The organism is Paraburkholderia sp. J10-1, assembly GCF_905220165.1.
Taxonomy (GTDB): Bacteria; Pseudomonadota; Gammaproteobacteria; order Burkholderiales; family Burkholderiaceae; genus Paraburkholderia.
Genome location: NZ_CAJMYW010000026.1, coordinates 1 through 22,245, shown reverse-complemented (window position 1 = coordinate 22,245; position 22,245 = coordinate 1). Strand labels below are relative to the sequence as shown.

The window sequence follows — 22,245 nt, the reverse complement described above, 5'->3', positions numbered from 1 at the left end:
AATTCGTCGGTCAGCGATTATTTAGGGGTTCAATCTTTCAGCGTCAGCGCAAGCACGCGCACCACGAGGTCGCGATATTCGATGCCCACCGAGCGCGCGGCCTTCGGCGGCAGCGAGTGATCGGTCATGCCGGGCGCCGTGTTCACTTCGAGGAAATACGCGTTGCCTGCGCCGTCCATCATGAAATCGGCGCGGCCCCAGTCGGTGCAGCCGAGCACGTCGAACGCGCGGCGCGCGAGCTTCTTCAGTTCCGCTTCCTTCTCGGGCGCAACGCCACAGGGAATCAGATACTGCGTCGTGTCGAGGATGTACTTCGCGTCGTAGTCGTAGAACTCGCCCGCCGGCACGATCTTGATGATCGGCAGATCGAGGTCGCCCGCGATGCACGCGGTGTACTCGCCACCGCCTTCGATGCTCTTTTCCACCAGCACGATCTTGTCGAACTTCGCGGCTTCTTCGAGCGCCGGCACGAGTTCGGCTTCGGCCTTCACCTTGATCACGGCCACGCTCGAGCCTTCGCTCGCGGGCTTCACGAAGAGCGGCAGGCCGAGCTTCGCGACGATCTGCGGCGCGCGCGCTGCGTAGTCGTCGCCGCGCAGCACCGCTTCGAAAGGCGGCGTGGGAATGCCGAGCTGCTGCCACACGAGCTTGCTGCGGAACTTGTCGAGCCCGAGCGCCGAGCCGAGCACGCCCGTGCCCGTATAGCGGATGCCGTAGAAGTCGAGCGCGCCCTGGATCTGCCCGTTCTCGCCATAGCCGCCATGCAGCGCGTTGAACGCGCGCACGAAGCCTTCTTCTTTCAACGCCGAAAGCGGACGCACGGACGGATCGAACGGATGCGCGTCGATGCCGGCGCTCTGCAGCGCCTGCAGCACCAGCGTGCCCGACTTGAGCGACACCTCGCGCTCGGCGGACACGCCGCCGAACAGCACGGCTACCTTGCCAAATTGCTTCGGATCGAAATTGGGATCGATACTGCTCATGTCACTCACGCCTTCTGTTCCTGAGCTGCGATCCGGCCCGGCACACCGCCGATCGAACCCGCGCCCATCGTAATCACCACGTCGCCGTCGCGCACGACTGCCGCGAGCGCCTCCGGCACTTCATCCACGGTCTCGACGAATACCGGCTCGACCTTGCCCGCCACACGAATCGCGCGTGCGAGCGCGCGGCCATCCGCTGCGACGATCGGCGCTTCGCCGGCCGCATAGACATCGGTCAGCACGAGCGCGTCGACGGTCGAGAGCACGCGCACGAAGTCTTCGAAACAGTCGCGCGTGCGCGTATAGCGGTGCGGCTGGAACGCCAGCACGAGACGCCGGTCGGGAAACGCGCCGCGCGCCGCTGCTATGGTCGCCGCCATTTCCACCGGGTGATGGCCATAGTCGTCGATCAACGTCCAGGCGCCGCCGCCGTTGACGGGGATCTCGCCATAGCGCTGAAAACGACGGCCCACGCCGTTGAATTCCGCGAGCGCGCGTTGAATGTCGGCGTCCTTCACTTCGAGCTCGGTCGCGATCGCAATCGCGGCCAGCGCGTTCTGCACGTTATGCGTGCCCGGCAGGTTCAGCACGATGTCGAGCGACGGCGCGTCTTCGCGCATCACCGTGAAGTACATCTTGCCGTCGCGCGCGACAACGTTCACCGCGCGTACCTGCGCGTCGGACGCGAAGCCGTAACGGATGATCGGCTTCGAGACGAACGGCAGAATCTCCTTCACGTTCGGATCGTCCACGCACAGCACGGCAATGCCATAGAACGGCAGGCGGTGCGTGAATTCGATGAACGCCTGCTTCAGGCGCGCGAAGTCGTGCCCGTAGGTGTCCATGTGATCGGCGTCGATGTTCGTAATGACTTCGATCACCGGGAAGAGGTTCAGGAACGACGCATCGGATTCATCGGCTTCCGCCACGATGAAGTCGCCCGTGCCGAGACGCGCGTTCGCGCCCGCGCTGATGAGCCGCCCGCCGATCACGAAGGTCGGGTCGAGCCCGCCCGCCGCCAGCACGCTCGCCACGAGCGAAGTCGTGGTGGTCTTGCCGTGGGTGCCCGCAATCGCGATGCCCTGCTTCAGGCGCATCAGTTCCGCAAGCATCACGGCGCGCGGCACGATGGGAATGCGGCGATGGCGCGCCGCGAGCACTTCGGGGTTGTCGCTGCGCACCGCGGTCGAAACGACCACGGCATTGGCGCCTTCGATGTTCTCTTCGGCATGGCCGATCGCGATGCGCGCGCCGAGCGCGGCGAGTCGATCGGTGACCGCGTTCTTCGCGAGGTCCGAGCCGCTTACCTGATAGCCGAGATTGACGAGCACTTCGGCGATGCCGCTCATGCCCGCGCCGCCGATGCCGACGAAATGGATATGTTTGACGATGTGTTTCATTGCTTTCCTCCCGCACTTACGCCCGCCACGGCCGCGCAGATGCGCGCGACCTGATCGGCGGCGTCGGGTTTCGCGAGCGCGCGGGCGCGCCCGGCCATTTCCGCCAGCGATATTCTGGTCTGATGCCGCAACCAGTCGGCGAGTCCTTCCGCCGTCAGGTCGCGCTGTTGCACCACGAGCGCTGCGTCCTTGTCGGCAAGGAACGCGGCGTTGGTGGTCTGGTGGTCGTCCACGGCGTAGGGGAACGGCACGAAGCATGCCGCCACGCCCACGGCCGCGATCTCGGCCACCGTCATTGCGCCCGAACGGCAGACCACGAGGTCCGCGTTCCGGTACGCGCTCGCCATGTCGTCGATGAACGGCACGAGCTGCACCGTGTCATTCAGTTCGAGTCCGGCGTCGAGATAGTTTTGACGCAAGGCGTCGATGTGCTTCGCGCCCGCCTGATGCACGATGTGCGGGCGCTCTTCAGGCGCGAGCAGCGACAGTGCGCGCGGCACCACTTCGTTGAGCGCCGTGGCGCCGAGACTGCCGCCCACCACGAGCACGCGCAGCGGACCGCTGCGCGCCGCATAGCGCGCCGCCGGGGCGTCGACGTGTTCAAGTGCCTCGCGAATCGGGTTGCCCGTCCACTCGGCGTTCGGGAGCGCGCCCGGAAACGCCACGAGCACACGCTTGGCCAGCTTCGCGAGCACCTTGTTCGCGAGACCGGCAATCGAATTCTGTTCATGCAGCACGAGCGGACGGCCCGAAAGCGCGCTCATCACGCCGGCCGGGAACGTGATGTAGCCGCCCATGCCGAGCACGACATCGGGCTTCACGCGGCGCAACGCCGCGAGGCTTTGCATGCACGCGCGCAGCAGGTTCAGCGGCAACATCAGCTTGGTCTTGATGCCCTTGCCGCGCACGCCGCCAAAGCGCACATATTCCATCGTAATACCGTGCTTGGGCACGAGCGTCGCTTCCATGCCTGCGGGATTGCCGAGCCACACCACGCGCCAGCCCCACTGCTCCATGCGATGCGCGACGGCGAGCCCCGGGAACACGTGTCCCCCGGTGCCGCCGGCCATCACCATGAGCGTGCGCGTTGCTGCGGTCATACTTTTCCTCCACGCATCAACATGAATGACGAAAAATACGTTTTGGCTGCGGCGCTGCGCGCCTTCGCCGAAATCGTGCGCTGTTGCATGGGGGTCATACCTTCCCCCCACGCATCAGCACACGATTTTCATAATCGACACGCAGCAGCAGCGCCACTGCGACACAGTTCAGCAAGATGCCCGAGCCACCGTAGCTCACGAGCGGCAGCGTCAGCCCCTTGGTCGGCAACAGTCCCAGATTCACGCCCATATTGATGAAGGCTTGCGCGCCGAACCACACGCCAAGACCTTTGGCGACGAGGCCCGCGAACGTGCGGTCGAGCGCGAGCGCCTGGCGGCCGATCTCGAACGCGCGGCGCACGATCCAGTAGAACAGCAGGATCACGACGAGCACGCCGACAAAGCCGAGTTCCTCGCCGATCACGGCGAGAATGAAGTCGGTGTGCGCTTCCGGCAGATAGTTGAGCTTCTCGACGCTGCCGCCGAGACCCACGCCGAACCATTCGCCGCGGCCGAACGCGATCAGCGAGTGCGTGAGCTGGTACGCCTTGCCCTGCGCGTAGCGGTCGTCCCACGGATCGAGGTACGCGAAGATCCGCTCGCGGCGCCACGGCGACGCCCACACGAGCAGCGTGAAGGTGCCCACCGCCGTGGCCACAAGGCCGCCGAACAGCTTGCCGTTCACGCCGCCGAGGAACAGCACGCCCATGGCAATCGCAGCGATCACCATGAACGCACCCATGTCGGGCTCGAGCAGCAGCAGCGCGCCGACCACGCCCACGGCAAATGCCATAGGCAAGAAGCCCTTCGCGAAGCTATGCATGTACTCCTGCTTGCGCACCGTGTAGTTCGCCGCGTAGATCGTCACGGCGAGCTTCATGATTTCCGACGGCTGCATATTCGTGACGCCGAGCGGAATCCAGCGCCGCGCGCCATTGACGCCCTTGCCGATGTGCGGAATCAGCACGACCACCAGCATGGCGAGCGCGATGAGAAAGAGCTTCGGCGCGTAGCGGTCCCATGTGGAAACGGGAATGCGGAACGCGATGAGCGCCGCGACCGTGGCGATCGCGAGCGAAACGATGTGGCGCACGAGAAACGCCCAGTCGCGGTACGAGGCGTACTTGGGCGAATCGGGCATGGCGATCGAGGCCGAGTAGACCATCACGACGCCAAGGCCGAGCAGCGCGATCACGGCCCAAAGCAGCGAGTGATCGTAGTCGAGCATGCGCGAGCGGCCGGGACGCACGCCGTTGACGACGCTCGCAAGGCCGCCCGAACGCGCGCCGCCGCCCGACGAACCGCCGGCCTGGCCGCCTTCGCGCGAGAGGCGCGCACCGAATCGCTCGGACCAGCTCATATCATCGTCCCCCGTTCTGCGGCGATTTCTTCCACCGTGTCATGGAACACAGCCGCGCGATGGGCGTAGCCCTTGAACATGTCGAAGCTTGCGCACGCTGGCGAGAGCAACACGACGTCGCCGGGTTGCGCAAGCGCCGTGGCCGCGCGCGTGGCTTCTTCGAGTGTCGCGTGGTCGCTCATCGCGATGCCCGTTTCTTCGAGCGCCGCGCGGATCTTCGGCGCGTCGCGGCCGATCAGCATCACGGCGCGGCACCAGCGCGCAACCGGCGCCGCGAGCGGACCGAAATCCTGGCCCTTGCCGTCGCCGCCGGCGATCAGCACCGCGCGCTGCGCGAGGCCGTCGAGCGCCGCAACCGTCGCGCCCACGTTCGTGCCCTTGCTGTCGTCCACGTAGTCGATGCCGTCGATCGACGCGATCAGCTCCACGCGGTGCGGCTCGCCGCGATACTCGCGCAAGCCATGGAGCAGCGGCGCGGGCGCCAGGTCGATCGCGCGCGTGAGCGCAAACGCCGCGAGCGCGTTCGCCGCGTTGTGCAGGCCGCGAATGCGCAGAGCGTCGGCGGGCATGAGACGCTTCATGCCGAGATTCACCGGCGCCGCTTCCTGCTGCTTGCGGCGACGCGGGGACAGAGGCACGTCAGCCGGGTCGAGATCGTGAGCCTGCACGAGCCACTGCATGCCGTTCTCGCGCAGCAGACCCAGGTCGCCGTCGCTCTCGGGCTCGTTCAGGCCGAAGGTCACGACCTTCGCGTCGCCACTCGCCTTCACGCTCGCGAGCGACATGACGCGCGCGTCGTCGCGGTTCAGCACACGCGTCGTACGCGGCCCGAAGATGCGGCCCTTCGCGGCTGCGTAGGCGTCGAGCCCGCCGTGCCAGTCGAGGTGGTCCTGCGTGATGTTGAGGACCGCTGCGGCGTCCGGCTCGAACGTATGCGCCGTCTCCAGCTGGAAGCTCGACAGCTCGAGCACCCAGACGTCGGGCAGCGCGGTGTTGTCGATGGCTTCGGCGAGCTTGTCGAGCATGGCCGGGCTGATGTTGCCTGCCACCGCCACGCGCTTGCCCGCACGCTCGCAGAGCATGCCGGTGAGGCTCGTCGTGGTGGTCTTGCCGTTCGTACCTGTGATCGCCAGCACCTTCGGTGCGTAGCCGCTCTCGCCGAGATGACGCAGCGCCTGCGCGAAGAGTTCGAGTTCGCCCCACACTTCGATGCCGCGCTCGCGCGCCGCCGCGATCAGCGGCACGAGATCTTCGGCGAGCGGCGAGAGACCCGGGCTGATCGCCACGAGTTCTACGCCGTCGAGCAGCGTGGGCGTGAACGGACCGCCCGTGAAATCGGCGTCGATGCCGCGCGCGGCGAGTTCCGGCAAGTTCGGCGGCGCTTCGCGCGTGTCGGCAATGCGCAGGCGGCAACCATGCCGCGCGCACCAGCGCGCCATCGCGAGACCCGATTCCCCGAGTCCCAGCACGAGCACCATCGGCTTTTGCCGATCCCGAAACTTCTCGCCAAACATCGCTTGCTTCCCTTGCTTGTTTAAAGGCTCAACGCAGCTTGAGCGTGGACAGACCGATCAGACAGAGCATCAGCGTGATGACCCAGAAACGCACGACAACCTGCGTCTCTTTCCAGCCAGACAGCTCGAAATGGTGATGCAGCGGCGCCATCTTGAAGATGCGGCGCCCTTCGCCGTAACGCTTTTTCGTGTACTTGAACCAGGTGACCTGGAGCATCACGGAGAGCGTCTCCGCGACGAAGATGCCGCCCATGATGAAGAGCACGATCTCCTGACGCACGATCACCGCAATGGTTCCGAGCGCGCCGCCGAGCGCGAGCGCGCCCACGTCGCCCATGAACACCTGCGCCGGATATGTGTTGAACCAGAGGAACGCGAGCCCTGCCCCGCCCATCGCCGAACAGAAGATGAGCAGTTCGCCCGCGCCGGCAATGTGCGGAAACAGCAGATACTTCGAATAGACCGAGCTGCCCATCACATACGCGAACACGCCGAGCGACGCACCGACCAGGACGACGGGCATGATGACGAGACCGTCGAGGCCGTCGGTGAGGTTCACGGCGTTGCTCGCGCCGACGATCACGAAATACGTGAGCGCGATGAAGCCCCACACGCCGAGCGGATAGCTGATCGACTTGAGGAACGGCAGCAGCAGGTCGGCGCGCGCGGGAAGCCCCATCGACAGGCCGCTGCGCACCCACGCCATGAAGAGATCGAACACGCGCACGTTGCTCGCTTCGGACACGCTGAACGCGAGGTACACCGCGGCGAACAAACCGATCACCGACTGCCAGAAGTACTTTTCGCGCGAAGACATGCCGCGCGGGTCCTTGTAGACGACCTTGCGATAGTCGTCGACCCAACCGATCGCGCCGAAGCCGAACGTGACGAGCATCACGATCCAGATGAAACGGTTCGTGAGGTCGCCCCACAGCAAGGTCGAAACCGCGATGCCCAGCAGAATGAGCACGCCGCCCATGGTGGGCGTGCCGGACTTCACGAGGTGAGTTTGCGGGCCGTCCGTACGCACGGCCTGGCCGACCTTCATTGCGGTGAGCTTGCGGATCACCCAGGGGCCGAGGAAAAGCCCGATCGCCATCGCGGTGATGGTGGCCATCACCGCACGGAACGTCAGATAACTGAACACGCGCAAGAAGCTTGCGTCATTCTGCAGCCATTGCGCCAGCGCCAGTAGCATGCCTTGTATTCCTTAGTATTTCAGTGCGCACCGGACTTGGCGTCCGGCGCAGGGTTTTGCGGATTCGTCAAAGCCGCCACCACGCGCTCCATCTGCATGAAGCGCGAGCCTTTCACGAGAATCGTTGCGCCAGCGCCGTAACCACCGCCCGCCAGCGAGCGCACGAGTTCGCCCACGTCCGCCGAATGCAGCGCCTGCGCGCCGAACGCCGCAGCGCTGTCACGCGCTGCGGCGCCGAGCGTGTAGAGCGCGTCGATGCCGCGCTCCTTCGCGTAAGCGCCCACCTCGCGGTGAAACGCGGGACCGTCGTCGCCGACTTCGCCCATGTCGCCCAGCACGAGCACGCGCGGCGACACGCTCGAAGCGAGCACGTCGATCGCCGCACGCACCGAATCGGGATTCGCGTTGTAGGTGTCGTCGATCACCGTCGCACCTGCCAACTCGCCGAGCGCCGCACGCTTCACCTGCAGGCGGCCCTTCACCGGCTCGAACGCTTCCAGCCCGCGGCCAATCGCTTCGAGCGATACGCCCGACGCAATCGCCGCCGCCGTGGCCGCGAGCGCGTTGTGCGCGTTGTGCGCGCCCAGCACCTTCAACGCCACGTCGAGATGACCTTCCGGCGTCGAGATCGCGAGACGGTTGCCACCCAGCTTGCCGGTGACGGCCGCTTCGACCGCGCTCGTCTGCGTATGCAGCGCGAAGTCGAGAATGCGCGACCCCGTTGCCGCCACGCGCCAGATGCTCGCGTAAGCATCGTCAGCGGGAAACACTGCGACGCCCGTGGGCTTGAGCGCATGGATCACGCTCGCATGCTCGAGTGCGACGGCTTCCACCGTTGCCATGAATTCCTGATGCTCGCGCTGCGCGTTGTTCACCACCGCGACCGTCGGCTCGGCGAACTTCGCGAGCAACTCAGTCTCGCCCGGGTGATTCATGCCGAGTTCGACGACGGCCAGCCGATGAGCGCCGCTCAAACGCAGCAACGTTAACGGCACGCCGATGTCGTTATTGAGGTTTCCGGTAGTCGCAAGTCGCAAATTTTCACCAACGGCGGCCGCGAAGATCGACGCGATCATTTCCTTGACCGTCGTCTTGCCGTTGCTGCCCGTCACGGCGACGAGCGGCATCGAGAAGCGGCGGCGCCAGCCGAGCGCGAGCGCGCCGAGCGCCTTGCGCGTGTCGTCCACGCGCAGCGCGGGAATACGCCAGTCGCCGGGGCTGCGTGAAACGAGCGCAGCGCTCACGTGACGGTTCGCCACTTCGCCGAGAAAGTCGTGCGCGTCGAAGCGGTCGCCCTTGAGCGCGACGAAGAGATCGCCGGGGCCCGTGGTGCGGCTGTCGGTCGAAATGCGCTCGAACGTCGCGTTCTCGTCGCCGAGCACGCTCGCGCCGGGAATCAACGCCGCGGCTTCGCGCAGGGAAAGCATCGTCATTCACCACCTCCGCGCCCGTGCGTGGCACGGGCGGCGAGTGCAAGCCGCGCGTGGTCCTGATCGGAGAACGCGCGCTTCTTGCCCATGATTTCCTGGGTCGCCTCGTGGCCCTTGCCGGCCAGCAAGACGACGTCTTCTCGTGCCGCGCCACGCACCGCTTGCAGGATCGCGCTGGCGCGGTCCTCGATGCGGCGCGCCTTCGCGCTCTCGCGCATGCCTTGCGCGATCTGGTCGATGATCGCGGCGGGCGATTCGCTGCGCGGGTTATCGCTCGTCACGACGACCTGTTCGGCGAGGCGCTCCGCAATCGCGCCCATGAGCGGGCGCTTGGTCGCGTCGCGATCGCCGCCGCAGCCGAACATGCAGATGAGCTGGCCGCCGCGCGCGGCAGCCATCGGGCGCAGCGCTTCGAGCGTTTTTTCGAGCGCGTCCGGCGTATGCGCGTAGTCGATCACGACGAGCGGCTCGTCGTGGTCGGCGCGGCCGCCAAGGCGCTCCATGCGGCCGTTCACCGGTTGCAGCTTCGCGATCTCGTTGAGCGCCGCGACGAGCGGCACATTCGCCGCAAGCAGCGCCCCGAGCACGCCGAGCAGATTGCTCACGTTGAAGAGGCCGAGAACATGCACCTCGACTTGCGCCTCACCCCAGTCCGACGTCTCCAGATGGAACGCGGTGCCCGTGGCGGTCGCCCGCACATCGTTCGCGCGCAGCCAGGCATCGGCAACGGGTGCGTCGGCGGCGGGCGTCGCCACGCCATAGGCGATCGTGCGCGCCTTGCCGCGCGTCGCGGCGATCAGGCGGCGGCCCGCTGCATCGTCGGCGTTGATGATCGCCGCACGCAGGCCCGGCCACGCGAACAGGCGTGCCTTCGCGGCTTCATAGGCCTCGAACGTGTGGTGATAATCGAGATGGTCTTGCGTGAGATTCGTGAAAACGGCGATGTCGAACGAGGTGCCGTTGACGCGGCCCTGATGCAGCGCGTGCGAGGATACTTCCATCGCAATAACCTGTGCACCTTCGCCACGCAATTGCGCGAGACTGCGCTGCAGTTGCGGCGCATCGGGCGTGGTGAAGCCCGTGTGCACGAGCTGGCCCGGAAAACCCGTGCCGAGCGTGCCGACGATCGCGCACTTCTGGCCGATGGCCGTGAACGCCGAGGCGATCCACTGGCTGCACGACGTCTTGCCGTTCGTGCCCGTCACGCCGACCACGACCATCGCATCGCTCGGGTCGCCGTACCAGCCGCTGGCGATTTCCCCTGCGAGCGCGTCGAGTTGCGGCACCGCGAGCGCGATCGACGCGTCAAGCTTGTCGCCCGTATAGCCTTCCGGCTGATACAGCACGGCTGAGGCGCCACGCTCGATGGCGCCTTCGATGTGCGGGCGATTGTCCGCGCCCTCGACGGCGTAAGCGAGAAACACGTCGCCCGGCTTGAGCGAGCGCGTGTCGGCGTGCAGGCCGGCTGCGGGCGCGACGTGCGCGCGCAGCCATGCGAGCGCGTCCGCGATCTGCCGTTGCGCGGGATGCTGGTTGCGCGTGGCGCTCATCGGACGACTCCGGGTCGATTTTTCGCGTTGTCCGCGACGGTCATGTGATGCGCAGCTGCGGTGCTTTTGTTTGCAGGTGCGTTCGCCACGCGCTTCACTGGCGCAGCCGGCGCGTTCGCAACGGCCGGGGCCGAAGCGGCGGCGCTATTGTCTTCGACGACGAGCTGCTTCACCGGCATATCCGGCGGCACGTTGAGCGAGCGCAGCGTATCGCCGACGATGCCCGAGAACACCGGGCCCGACACCGCGCCGCCGAAGTGGCTGCCAGCAGTCGGTTCGTCGACCGTGACGGCCACGACGATGCGCGGATTCGGCATCGGCGCCATGCCGACGAACGACGCGCGGTACTTCGAATGATCGTAGCCGTGCGGACCATGCTTGTACGCCGTACCGGACTTGCCGCCCACGCGGTAGCCGGGCACGGCGGCGTCGGGCGAGGTGCCGTCTTTCGACACCACGCTCTCCAGCATCGTGCGCACTTCACGCGCCGTGGTCGGCGCAAAGACCTGGGTGCCCTGCACGGGTTGCGTGTCGCCAGCGTGGCGGAAGATCGTGACCGGCAGAATCTGGCCGTCATGCGCGATCGCCGTGTACGCGCGCGCGAGCTGGAACAGCGAAACGGAGAGGCCGTAGCCGTAGGACATCGTCGCCTGCTCGATGCGGCGCCAGCTTTTCCACGGACGCAGACGGCCCGCCGCCGCGCCGGGGAACCCGACCTTCGGCGCCTGACCGAGACCGATGCTGGTGTACATGTCCCACATTTCTTCGGGCTTGAGCGTCATCGCGATCTTCGTCGCGCCGATATTGCTCGACTTCTGGATCACGCCACCGACCGTGAGGACGCCGAACGCCGCGTCGTCGGTGATGGTCGCGCCGTCTAGCGTGAAGTGGCCCGGGCCCGTATCCACCAGTGTACTCGGCGAGACGCGGTGCAGATCGAGCGCGAGCGACACCGTAAACGGCTTCATGATCGAGCCCGGCTCGAACACGTCGGTGAGAATGCGGTTGCGCAACTGCTCGCCCGTAAGGTGCGAGCGGTCGTTCGGGTTGTAGGTCGGATAATTCACGAGCGCGAGCACTTCGCCCGTGCGCACGTCCACCACCACCGCCGCGCCGGCCTTGGCCTTGAACTTCTCGACGGCGGCCTTCAGGTTCGAATAGGCGATGTACTGGATCTTGCTGTCGATCGACAGTTCGACGTCCTTGCCATCGTGGGGCACGACCGTTTCGTCGACGTCCTCGATGATGTGACCCATGCGGTCCTTAATGACGTGGCGAATGCCCGGCACGCCCGCGAGCACCTTCTGGTCGGACAGCTCGACGCCTTCCTGGCCTTCGTCCTCGACGTTGGTGAAGCCGATCAAGTGCGCGGTGACGTCGCCTTCCGGATAGAAGCGCTTGTACTCGTTGCGCTGATACACGCCGGGAATGTCGAGCGCCGTCACTTGCTGCGCGACATCGAGCGGCACCTGACGCTTTACATAGACGAACGTCTTGTCTTCGGAGAGCTTCGCGCGCAGCTCTTTCGTGTTCATGCCGAGCAGCGTGCCGAGCTGGTTGAGCTTGTCGGCACCGAGATCGTCGGGCACGGCTTCGGGAATCGCCCAGATTGCGCGCACGGGCAAGCTCGTAGCGAGCACGAGCCCGTTGCGGTCGAGAATCTTGCCGCGCGTGGCCGGCAGCTCGATCGTGCGCTGGTAGCGGCTTTCGCCCTGCTTCTGATAAAACGCGTTGCCCGGGCCCTGAATCCAGAACGCGCGCGCGGCAAGCGCGACGAACGCCATGAACAGCAGGAACACGACGAGCTTCGAGCGCCACATCGGCAGGCGCACGGAGAGAATGGGGTTGGCGCTGAAGGCGACGCTCTTGCGGCGATTATCCTTTTTCATCGCGTGCCTCCGCGGCGGGCAGGCGTGGGCGCGGCGCCCTGCGCGGGCGCCGAGGTCGGCACGGGCGCGTCGACGGCACTGGCGCTGCCGGGCGCGAGCGTCAGATATTGCGTGCGTCCGGTCGTGACAGGCTGCATCTTGAGCGAGTCAGTGGCGATCTGTTCGATGCGCGACGTTCTCGACAGCGCGCTTTGCTGATATTGAAGCTGTGCGTAGTCCTGCTGAAGCTGATGCTCCTGCGACTGCGCGCGTTGCAACTGGATGAAGATCTGGCGCTGCTGATTGGTGGCGTTCACGACGGAAAGCGCGCACCCCATGACGACGATCAGCAGGAAGATGTTCAGACGATTCATGGCGTGACGCGCTCCGCGGTGCGCATCACGGCCGAGCGGGCGCGCGGGTTCGCGGCGACTTCCTCGTCGCTCGCGAACACGCGGCCGAGCAGCTTGAGCGGCGGGCTCGGCAGGTCGACGGCGCGGATCGGCAAGCGGCGGTCCACCGCCGGCGCAGTCGAATGCGCCTGCATGAACCGCTTGACGATCCGGTCTTCGAGCGAATGAAAGCTGATGACCACCAGCCGCCCCCCCTGTTCCAGCAACGACAGTGCTGCTTCTAGAACGACCTGCAGCTCCGCAAGCTCTTGATTGACGTGAATCCGTATAGCTTGAAAGGTGCGGGTTGCCGGGTCCTTACCCTTCTCACGGGTTTTGACGACGTTAGCCACGATTTGGGCAAGCTCGCCCGTGCTGTCGAGAGGCCCGAGACGGTCGGACTCTGCCCGGCGAGCAACAAGCGCCTTTGCAATCTGAAAAGCAAACCGTTCTTCCCCATAATCCCGAATTACCTCCGTCAGTTCCTGCACCGTGGCCCGAGCGAGCCAGTCAGCGGCGGACTCGCCGCGCGTCGGGTCCATCCGCATGTCGAGCGGGCCATCTGCGCGGAAACTGAAACCGCGCTGCGGATCGTCGAACTGCGGCGACGACACGCCAAGGTCCAGCAACACTCCCGACACACGCCCTACCCCGCGCGACGCGAGCTCGTCGCGCAGCGAAGCAAAACTCTCATGCACGATCGAAAACCGCGCGTCGCCAACGGTTTGCGCCGTGGCAATTGCCAGCGGGTCCTTGTCGAACGCGATCAACCGTCCCGCCTCTCCGAGGCGAGCGAGGATCGCGCGACTGTGCCCGCCGCGGCCGAATGTGCCGTCCACATAAACGCCGTCCGCGCGCGTGATCAGCGCGTTGACCGCTTCGTCTAGCAGCACCGTGCGATGCTGCAGTCCCTGTCCCATCGCAGATGCCATAGCTTTTTAACCGCGATCAGAACGTGAAATTTTTCAGGGCGTCGGGCATGCCCTGAGCCATCGCCGCCTGTTCCTTGGCGGCGTAGGTCTGCGCATCCCACAACTCAAAATGACTACCCATGCCGAGCAGCATGACTTCCTTTTCCATTCCTGCCGCCAGACGCAATTCAGGTGAGACGAGTACGCGGCCCGCACTGTCGACATCGACGTCGGACGCATTGCCGAGAAAAATGCGGCGCCACCAGTGCGCGTCCATCGGCAAGGCGGCGACTTTCGAGCGAAACACTTCCCATTCGGGGCGCGGAAATAGCAACAGGCAGCCGTCCGGGTGCTTGGTGATCGTCACCCGTCCTTCTGCCTGTTGTTGCAGCGCTTCCCGATAGCGGGACGGAATAGACATCCGTCCTTTCGCATCGAGTGTCAGCGCCGACGCCCCCTGGAACAATTTGCTCCCCCTAATGCGGCGCTTTTCGCCGCCCGCCTAAATCTCGGAAAATCTACCTGAATACGCGCCTGAAATCACACAAAAATACACTTTCTCACACTGTCTCCCACTTTAGAGGAACGCCCAACGAGGGTCAAGGGAGACCGGACGTTTTTTGACGAAATTTATCCGCTAGAACAAGGACTTAGCGGCACTTGTTGAAGTCGCGACAAAAGCCAAAAACCGTTATGAATGAATGAGCTAACGCAGGTTCTGAAGGTGATACGTGAAAAGCGCGGCGATAAACGGCCTATGGCGGGATCGAGCGGGGGCTTGCGGGGATTAAAACCGGGGGGCTGAAAGCTCTGAAAGATTAATACGGGTTTGGGCCGACAGCGATTGCCGGCCCAAGTCGTCTAATCAGATGTAATAGGCCGTGCGCGTCATGACTTTCGATGCTACACGCATGAGCGAACGCACTGGCAACGGCAATTCGACTCCGCCCAGATCGGCGGCCGATTTCGCGTGCGCGATTTCGTCGGCACGCATCTGCTCGACGACCGCACGCGACTCGAGATCGGCCGGCGGGAGGCTGTCGAGATGGCTGTCGAGATGATGCTCGACCTGGCGCTCGGTTTCGGCCATGAAGCCGAGGCTCACCTTGTCGCCGAGGCGGCCGGCGGCAAAGCCGATCGCGAGCGCGCCAGCGTACCAAAGCGGATTGAGCAGGCTCGGACGCGAGTCGAGCGCCTGCAGACGGCGAGAGGTCCACGCAAGATGATCCTCTTCTTCGCGCGCGGCCTGCTCGAAGGCAGCCTTGAGCGAGGGCGAGCGCGCCGAGATTTTTTGCGCCTGATACAGCGCCTGGGCACACACTTCACCCACGTGATTCACGCGCATGAGGCCGGCGGCATGCGTGCGCTCGGCGGCCGTGAGTTCGCTGCCGGCCGGCGCGGCTTCGCCCTCGGGCGTCACTTCGATGGTAACGGGGGAAGGCTGCGGCATCGGACGCGTCATGCGCGACACGCCGGTGAGGGAGCGCAGGCCCCGGTCGAATTCGGTAATCAAGTCGTCTAGCAGCATCCAGCCTCCCATTTGTTTCTTCGGCGAGCCGGAATTTCCCGCGCGCCCGGACTGCCCTCCCACCACTACACAAACTCACGGAGATCCGTCAATCCGGGGCAGCGCCGATAGATAGCCGCGTATTCTAGACCATGTTGTGTAAACGAAACAGGTACTTAGCGGTGGCCTGGCTTTTCCTTTGTGACTATTAACCCTTTTGTTACATTACGTGGCAACTTCTCGCGAAGTTAGAAGGACGGGACCCACGCACGATAAAAAACCGGTTCCGTTACAAGACGCAAAAGATTCGCAAACACTGGAGATCATTCAATGAAGAAGTCGCTTCTCGCGCTGGCTGCGCTGGGCGCGTTCGCGGGCGTTGCTCACGCTCAGAGCAGCGTCACGCTGTACGGTATCATCGACGAAGGTTTCAACATCAACACGAACTCGGGTGGCAAGCACCTGTACAACCTGTCGAGCGGCGTGATGCAAGGCAGCCGTTTCGGCCTGCGCGGCGCTGAAGACCTCGGCGGCGGCCTGAAGGCAGTCTTCGTGCTCGAAAACGGTTTCGACGTGAACACCGGCAAGCTCGGTCAGGGCGGCCTGATGTTCGGTCGTCAAGCGTATGTCGGCCTGTCGAGCTCGCAGTTCGGCACGGTCACGCTGGGTCGCCAGTACGACTCCGTCGTCGACTACGTCGGTCCGCTGGAAGCCGGCGACCAGTGGGGCGGCTACATCGCTGCTCACCCGCAGGATCTGGACAACTTCAACAACGCTTACCGTACGAACAACACGGTCAAGTTCACGAGCGTGAACTACGCTGGCCTGACGTTCGGCGGCACGTACAGCTTCGGTGGCCAGGCAGGCAACTTCACGGCGAACCAGATCTGGTCGTTGGGCGCTGGCTATAACAACGGTCCCCTCGTCCTCGGCGTTGGTTACCTGAACGCACGCACGCCGAACGCGACGGGCGGCCTGTTCAACAACGGCGGCTCGGCTGGCGCTTCGGCAGCGCTGACGGCTACGGGCAACCCGGTCTACGGCGGCTTCGCTTCGGCCAACACGTACCAGGTTATCGGTGCAGGCGGTGCGTACACGTTCGGCGCAGCAACGTTCGGCGTCACGTACTCGAACGTCAGCTTCCGCAACCTCGGCGCGACGTCCACGTCGCTCTTCGAGCGCGGCACGAATGCCAACTTCAACAACGTCGAAGCGAACATCAAGTACCAGTTCACGCCGGCCCTGCTGGCAGGCTTCGCGTTCGACTACACGGACGGCAGCAGCGTCACGCGTGCGAACGGCTCGAGCGACGGCGGTGCGAAGTACTTCCAGTACGCACTGGGTACGGACTACTTCCTGTCGAAGCGTACGGACGTCTACCTGATCGGCGTGTACCAGCATGCTACGGGCACCGACTCGACGGGCAACTCGGCTGTTGCCTCGATCAACGGTCTGACGCCGTCGAGCACGAACAACGTGTTCACGGCTCGCGTCGGTATCCGTCACAAGTTCTAATAAGAACATTCGTTGTAGTCTCGAAGGCGCCTCCGGGCGCCTTTTTTCTTTTGCGCACGCCTTGCTTCGCGACGGTGCGCAGGGCAAAAAAAACCGGCCTGCCCTCGATGGGCAGGCCGGTTTCGCTTGTAGCTCGCTAGCCTTTCGCTTCGTTCTTTCGCGTTCAGGCGCGACCGTCGCGCAACTCGCGGCGCAGGATCTTGCCGACGTTGCTCTTGGGCAGATCGTTGCGGAACTCGATGATCTTCGGCCGCTTGTAGCCGGTGAGCTGAGTCTTGCAGTAGTCGAACACGTCCTTGTCGGTGAGTGCGGGGTCCTTCTTGACGATATAGAGCTTCACCGCTTCGCCCGAGTTCTGGTCGGGTACACCCACCGCCGCCACTTCGAACACGCCCGGCAGCTTCGCCACGACATCCTCGACTTCGTTCGGGTAGACATTGAAGCCCGAGACCAGAATCATGTCCTTCTTGCGGTCGACGAGCTTGATGTAGCCCCGCGCGTTAATGAGGCCGACGTCGCCCGACTTGAAGTAGCCGTCGGGCGTCATGACTTTCGCCGTTTCTTCCGGACGCTGCCAGTAGCCCGCCATCACCTGCGGCCCGCGGATGCAGATCTCACCGGCTTCGCCAATCGGCAGTTCATTGCCGGCGTCGTCACGAATCGAGATTTCAGTGGAAGGCAAAGGCAAGCCGATCGTGCCGGTGTATTCCGTTGCCGTGACCGGATTGCAGGTCACGCTGGGCGAGGTTTCCGAGAGCCCATAGCCTTCGACGATCGGCGTATGCGTGCGCTCGTACCAGCGCTTGGCCACGGCTTCCTGCACGGCCATGCCGCCACCGTTTGCAACGAGCAGGTGCGTGAAGTCCAGATTGGCGAAATCCGGATGGTTGAGCATCGCGTTGTAGAGCGTGTTGACCGCAGGAAAACACGTGATCGAGTAGCCGTGCAGTTCCTTGATCATGCCGCCAATGTCACGCGGATTCGGAATCAGGATCGCGAGACCGCCGGTGCGCAGCGTCAGCAGCCCGCAAACGGTCAGCGCGAACACGTGATAAAGCGGCAGCGCCGCGACCGTCACCGGCTGCGTACCGGATGGCAGTTTCGCAAGCGCGGGCTCGGTCCATGCCGCCGACTGCAGCACGTTGGCAATCAGGTTGCTATGCAGCAGCGTCGCGCCCTTGGCCACACCGGTCGTGCCGCCCGTGTACTGAAGGAAGGCGACGTCCTCGGGCGTCTGCTCGACGCGCTTGAAGCCTTTGCGTGCACCTTCGGCGAGCGCGTCGTTAAAGCGCACGTGGCCGGGCAGACTCCAGGCGGGCACCATCTTCTTCACGCGCCGCACGACGAAGTTGACGACAAAGCCCTTCGCGCCAAGCAGATCGCCCATCGCCGCGACCAGTACGTGCTTCACGCGCGTATTGGCGATGACCGCGCTCACGGTGCCGGCGAAGTTCTCGAGGACGACGATCGCTTCTGCGCCGCTGTCCTTCAACTGGTGTTCGAGCTCGCGCGGCGTGTAGAGCGGGTTCACGTTGACGACGACATAGCCCGCGCGTAGTACCGCAGCCAGCGCGACCGGATACTGCAGCACGTTGGGCATCATGAGCGCGATGCGCGCGCCACGTGCAATACCGCGCGACTGAAACCATGCGGCCAGACGCTGGGAGAGTTGGTCCAGCTCACCGTAGGTGATCGTCTTGCCCATGCATGCGAAGGCGGGCTTTGCACGGAATTCGCTGAAGCTCTCTTCGAGCAGCGCCGTGATGGACGCGTAACGGCTCGCGTCGATTTCAGCGGGAACGCCGGGCGGGTACGATTTCAGCCAGACTTTTTCCATGCAGCGTCTCCTCCTTGATTTTTCGAATGGTCGTGCTAAAAAATTGGATCGTAGCATGGCGACCCAGCTTTTATGTCAGCAAATCAGCGAGTTAGAAAGGCCCCTCGAACGGGCATTGTGGGGCCGTTAGCTATGCCATGAGGCGCTTTCAGATGCGCTCGACCTCGACGAGGCAATCGTAGAAAGTCGCCGAGCCGCCAAGGTCGGTGAGCGCCTGGCTCGTCACTTCGTTGGCGTTGCGGCCGTCCGGCGCCAGCTTCTTCCACCAGATCGACAGGCCCACCACGAGGCCGCTGCGCGCCCGGTCGGTCACACGCGCCCGCGCGCGCATCGAGCCGCGGTCGTTGAACACGCGAACCTCGTCACCGTCGGCAATCTCGCGGCGGGCGGCGTCGGCCGGATGGAGGTCCACGTGCGGCTCGCCTTCGGTCGCGCGCAGGCTCTCCACGTTCACGAAGGTGCTGTTCAGAAAGTTGCGCGCGGGCGGCGAGATCATCGCGAGCGGATAGCGCGCGGCAAGCTCGGGCGCGCCGTCTGCCGACTCGTGCGGCGGCAGGTAGTCAGGCAGCGGATCGAGCCCGGCCTTCGCAAGCGCCTCGCTATGGAACTCGCATTTGCCCGTGGGCGTGCGAAAACCGCCGTTCGCAAACGGCGCTTCAGGAATGTTCAGCTCGAGCCAGCCTTCGCGCTTGAGCGCGGCCCAGTCGGCTCCGCCTAGCGCGGGATCGCTCCAGTCGAACGCGCGGGTCGCCACGTCTTCGTCGCTTTCGAACAGCGCCGGCTCGGTCAGGCCCATCGTGCGCGCGATGGAACGGAAAATCTCGGTATTCGGCCGCGCCTCGCCAACGGGCGCGATGGCAGGCAGGTTCGCCATGATGTGCGTGTGGCCGTAGGACTTGTGAACGTCGAGATGTTCAAGCTGGGTCGTGGCAGGCAGCAGCAGGTCGGCGTAATCGGCGGTGTCGGTCTGGAACTGTTCGAGCACGATGGTAAAGAGGTCCTCGCGCGCAAAGCCGGCGGCGACCTTCGCCGACTCGGGCGCAACCGCAACCGGATTCGAGTTGTAGACGACGATCGCTTCGACCTTCGGCCCGAATGCGGCGTCGCCTGCGTGCGTGAGCGCGTCGCCGATCTGGTTCATGTTGATGATACGCGGCTGATGCTGCGGCCAGCCCGGAATCAGATCGGGACGCTGGAGGGCGTTCGTATCGACGGGGGCCCAGCCCGACGACGAAAGCAGCACGCCGCCCGCGCGCTCGCGCCACGCGCCGGTCAGCGCGGGCAGACAGGCGATGGCACGCACGGCGTTACCACCGCCGCGCACGCGTTGCAGGCCGTAGTTCATGCGGATTGCCGCCTTGCGCGTCGACGCATAGAGGCGCGCAAGATCGACGACGACCTGCTCCTCGATGCCGCAGATCCCGGCGACGCGCGCCGGCGTGTAGGTGAGCGCACGCGCCTTCAACGCGTCGAAGCCGTGGGTATGGGCCGCAATGTAATCGTGGTCGAGCCGGTCCTCGGTGATCAGCACGTGCATCATGCCGAGCGCGAGCGCGCCGTCTGTACCGGGCTTGAGCGCAATGTGCTGGTGGCATTTCTCGGCCGTCAGCGAGCGATACGGGTCGATCGCGATCAGCTTCGCGCCGTTGCGTTTCGCTTCTTGCGCGCGAGTCCAGAAGTGCAGGTTCGATGCGATCGGGTTAGCGCCCCAGATCAGGATCACCTCGCTTTCTGCGAAATACTCCGTGAGCATGCCGAGGCTCGAGCCAAACGTATAGCGCAGGCCGGCGGCGCCCGCCGCCGCGCAGATCGCGCGATCGAGACGCGACGCGCCAAGCCTGTGAAAGAAGCGCTGTGCGATGCTATCGCCCTGAACGAGCCCCATCGTACCGGCATAGCTGTACGGCAGGATGGCTTCGGGTGCGCGCTGCGCGAGTTCGCCCAGGCGTTCAGCGGCGATCCGTGTGGCCTCGTCCCAGCTGATTGGTTCGAAACGCCCTTCCCCCTTGCGTCCAACCCGCTTCATCGGCTGAGTCAAACGCTTCGGGTGATGGACTCGCTCGGCATAGCGGGTCACTTTCGTGCACAGCACGCCCTGGGTGGGCGGATGATCCGGGTCGCCGCTCACTTTGATTGCCCGGCCATTTTCAACGGTCACGCGCATTGCGCAGGTATCGGGACAATCGTGCGGGCAAACTGCACGGGCAAATTCGCGGGCAAATTCGGCTGGGGCGTTCATCGGAAATCCGTGGGTGAGGCGTTCTGTCGTAGGTGCAATTTTATTATGTCCAGGGCGCGCACCCTGTCCGCACCCAGGGGGTTGGCGCGAAAAAAAAGGTTCGGCGTAGAATGGTTTGTCTAGACCCGGCCTGATTTGGAGACAAAGGCCGGGCGCCCACTTTTCGAGCACCGTCCGCCATGAAACTGATTCCGGAAATCCAGGCCGCCCAAGGCGAAATCCAGGGCCTCCGACGAACGATCCACGCGCACCCCGAACTGCGCTACGAAGAAACTCAAACCTCCGACCTCGTCGCGGCAAAACTCACAGAATGGGGCATTGAAGTGCATCGTGGCATGGGCAAGACCGGCGTTGTCGGTGTGCTCAAGCGCGGCACTGGCAAGCGCATGGTCGGTTTGCGCGCCGATATGGACGCCTTGCCGATCCAGGAACTCAACACGTTCGATCATCGCTCGCGCAACGAAGGCAAGATGCACGCGTGCGGCCACGACGGCCACACGGCGATGCTGCTTGGCGCAGCACAACATCTCGCGCGGCACGGACAGTTCGACGGCACGATCGTCTTCATTTTCCAGCCCGCTGAAGAAGGCGGTGCTGGCGCGAAAGCCATGATCGACGATGGCCTCTTCGAGCAATTTCCCGTGGACGCCGTTTTCGGTATTCACAACTGGCCCGGCATGCCGGCTGGCTACTTCGGTGTGACCGAAGGGCCGATTATGGCTTCTAGCAACGAATTTCGCATTGAAATCAATGGCGTAGGCTCGCACGCCGCGTTGCCGCACAATGGTCGGGATCCGGTTTTCACCGCGGTGCAGATCGCGAACGGGTTGCAGAGCATCATCACGCGCAACAAGAAGCCGCTCGATACGGCCGTGCTCTCGATCACGCAGATTCATGCCGGCGATGCGGTCAACGTGGTGCCGAACACGGCATGGATCGCGGGAACGGTGCGTACCTTCACGACGGAAACGCTGGATCTGATCGAGTCGCGGCTGCGCAAGATCGCCGAGAGCACGGCTGAGGCGTATGACTGCTCGGTCGACGTCGCTTTTCATCGCAATTATCCGCCGACGGTGAACAGCAGCGCGGAGGCGCAGTTTGCCGCGGAGGTGATGCGGGAGGTGGTCGGCGCGGACCACGTTGACGCAAACGTCGAACCAACCATGGGCGCCGAGGACTTCTCGTTCATGCTGCTTGAGAAGCCCGGGTGCTATGCGTTTCTCGGTAACGGCGAAGGTGGTCACCGGGATGCGGGCCATGGTGCAGGCCCTTGCATGCTGCACAACGCGAGCTATGACTTTAACGATCAGTTGCTGCCGGTGGGATCGTCGTTTTGGGTGCACCTGGCGACGAAGTTTTTGGCTCAGCAGTGAGTCGGGCGCCAATGCAAAAAAGCCGTCCAATGGACGGCTTTTTTCCTGCCTGGCGCCTGGCGTGTCGC

At 64.5% G+C, this 22,245-nt stretch carries 17 protein-coding genes; 2 read left to right on the top strand and 15 right to left on the bottom strand.

Going from position 1 to position 22,245, the window contains the following annotated elements; translation table 11 throughout:
• Positions 1-29: 29 nt before the first annotated feature.
• The 13 genes from U5A65_RS37585 to coq7 all read right to left on the bottom strand — a co-directional run bounded on the left by U5A65_RS37585 (position 30) and on the right by coq7 (position 15,234).
• A complete protein-coding gene (locus tag U5A65_RS37585; protein WP_321916783.1) occupies positions 30-983 on the bottom strand; it encodes a D-alanine--D-alanine ligase in 954 nt (317 codons plus the stop codon).
• 5 nt (positions 984-988) lie between these two features.
• The gene (gene murC / locus U5A65_RS37580; RefSeq protein WP_321916785.1) at positions 989-2,383 is read right to left on the bottom strand and encodes a UDP-N-acetylmuramate--L-alanine ligase; all 1,395 of its coding nucleotides are present in this window, start codon (positions 2,381-2,383) and stop codon (positions 989-991) included.
• Positions 2,380-3,483 (bottom strand): undecaprenyldiphospho-muramoylpentapeptide beta-N-acetylglucosaminyltransferase, encoded by a 1,104-nt coding sequence (gene murG / locus U5A65_RS37575; protein WP_321916786.1) that lies wholly within the window; start codon positions 3,481-3,483, stop codon positions 2,380-2,382. The genes murC and murG overlap by 4 nt, the downstream gene beginning before the upstream one ends.
• A gap of 94 nt (positions 3,484-3,577) precedes the next feature.
• Complete coding sequence (gene ftsW, locus U5A65_RS37570; protein ID WP_233882959.1) at positions 3,578-4,843, bottom strand: putative lipid II flippase FtsW; 1,266 nt, start codon at positions 4,841-4,843, stop codon at positions 3,578-3,580.
• A complete protein-coding gene (murD, locus tag U5A65_RS37565; protein ID WP_321916788.1) occupies positions 4,840-6,357 on the bottom strand; it encodes a UDP-N-acetylmuramoyl-L-alanine--D-glutamate ligase in 1,518 nt (505 codons plus the stop codon). Before murD ends, ftsW begins: the two co-directional genes overlap by 4 nt.
• Before the next feature lie 28 nt (positions 6,358-6,385).
• Entirely contained in the window at positions 6,386-7,555 is a 1,170-nt protein-coding gene (mraY, locus tag U5A65_RS37560; RefSeq protein ID WP_028207787.1) for a phospho-N-acetylmuramoyl-pentapeptide-transferase, read from the bottom strand.
• Between the two features lie 20 nt (positions 7,556-7,575).
• Positions 7,576-8,988, bottom strand: coding sequence for a UDP-N-acetylmuramoyl-tripeptide--D-alanyl-D-alanine ligase (locus U5A65_RS37555; protein ID WP_321949412.1), 1,413 nt, complete (start codon positions 8,986-8,988; stop codon positions 7,576-7,578).
• Positions 8,985-10,535 carry a UDP-N-acetylmuramoyl-L-alanyl-D-glutamate--2,6-diaminopimelate ligase gene (locus tag U5A65_RS37550; RefSeq protein WP_321949411.1) on the bottom strand — a complete coding sequence of 517 codons (1,551 nt, stop codon included), beginning with the start codon at positions 10,533-10,535 and terminating at the stop codon, positions 8,985-8,987. The genes U5A65_RS37555 and U5A65_RS37550 overlap by 4 nt, the downstream gene beginning before the upstream one ends.
• Positions 10,532-12,424 (bottom strand): penicillin-binding protein 2, encoded by a 1,893-nt coding sequence (locus U5A65_RS37545; RefSeq protein WP_321916792.1) that lies wholly within the window; start codon positions 12,422-12,424, stop codon positions 10,532-10,534. The genes U5A65_RS37550 and U5A65_RS37545 overlap by 4 nt, the downstream gene beginning before the upstream one ends.
• Entirely contained in the window at positions 12,421-12,777 is a 357-nt protein-coding gene (gene ftsL / locus U5A65_RS37540; protein ID WP_158758689.1) for a cell division protein FtsL, read from the bottom strand. Before ftsL ends, U5A65_RS37545 begins: the two co-directional genes overlap by 4 nt.
• Positions 12,774-13,727, bottom strand: a complete 954-nt coding sequence (gene rsmH / locus U5A65_RS37535; protein WP_321916795.1) for a 16S rRNA (cytosine(1402)-N(4))-methyltransferase RsmH — start codon at positions 13,725-13,727, stop codon at positions 12,774-12,776. Before rsmH ends, ftsL begins: the two co-directional genes overlap by 4 nt.
• Positions 13,728-13,743: 16 nt before the next feature.
• Complete coding sequence (gene mraZ / locus U5A65_RS37530; protein WP_028207782.1) at positions 13,744-14,172, bottom strand: division/cell wall cluster transcriptional repressor MraZ; 429 nt, start codon at positions 14,170-14,172, stop codon at positions 13,744-13,746.
• A gap of 399 nt (positions 14,173-14,571) precedes the next feature.
• On the bottom strand, positions 14,572-15,234 hold the full coding sequence (gene coq7, locus U5A65_RS37525; protein ID WP_321916796.1) for a 2-polyprenyl-3-methyl-6-methoxy-1,4-benzoquinone monooxygenase: 663 nt from the start codon (positions 15,232-15,234) through the stop codon (positions 14,572-14,574).
• A 309-nt stretch (positions 15,235-15,543) separates the two neighbouring features.
• On the opposite strand from coq7, the gene U5A65_RS37520 reads away from it, so the two are divergent.
• Positions 15,544-16,728, top strand: a complete 1,185-nt coding sequence (locus U5A65_RS37520; RefSeq protein WP_321916797.1) for a porin — start codon at positions 15,544-15,546, stop codon at positions 16,726-16,728.
• Between the two features lie 163 nt (positions 16,729-16,891).
• Here the strand turns inward: U5A65_RS37520 and U5A65_RS37515 are convergent, their stop codons facing one another.
• Both U5A65_RS37515 and U5A65_RS37510 read right to left on the bottom strand, forming a co-directional pair.
• Positions 16,892-18,565 carry a long-chain fatty acid--CoA ligase gene (locus U5A65_RS37515; RefSeq protein ID WP_321939027.1) on the bottom strand — a complete coding sequence of 558 codons (1,674 nt, stop codon included), beginning with the start codon at positions 18,563-18,565 and terminating at the stop codon, positions 16,892-16,894.
• Between the two features lie 148 nt (positions 18,566-18,713).
• A complete protein-coding gene (locus U5A65_RS37510; RefSeq protein WP_321949410.1) occupies positions 18,714-20,804 on the bottom strand; it encodes a molybdopterin oxidoreductase family protein in 2,091 nt (696 codons plus the stop codon).
• 179 nt (positions 20,805-20,983) lie between these two features.
• Between U5A65_RS37510 and U5A65_RS37505 the strand changes: the two genes are divergently transcribed.
• A complete protein-coding gene (locus U5A65_RS37505; RefSeq protein ID WP_321949409.1) occupies positions 20,984-22,177 on the top strand; it encodes a M20 aminoacylase family protein in 1,194 nt (397 codons plus the stop codon).
• Positions 22,178-22,245: the final 68 nt, after the last annotated feature.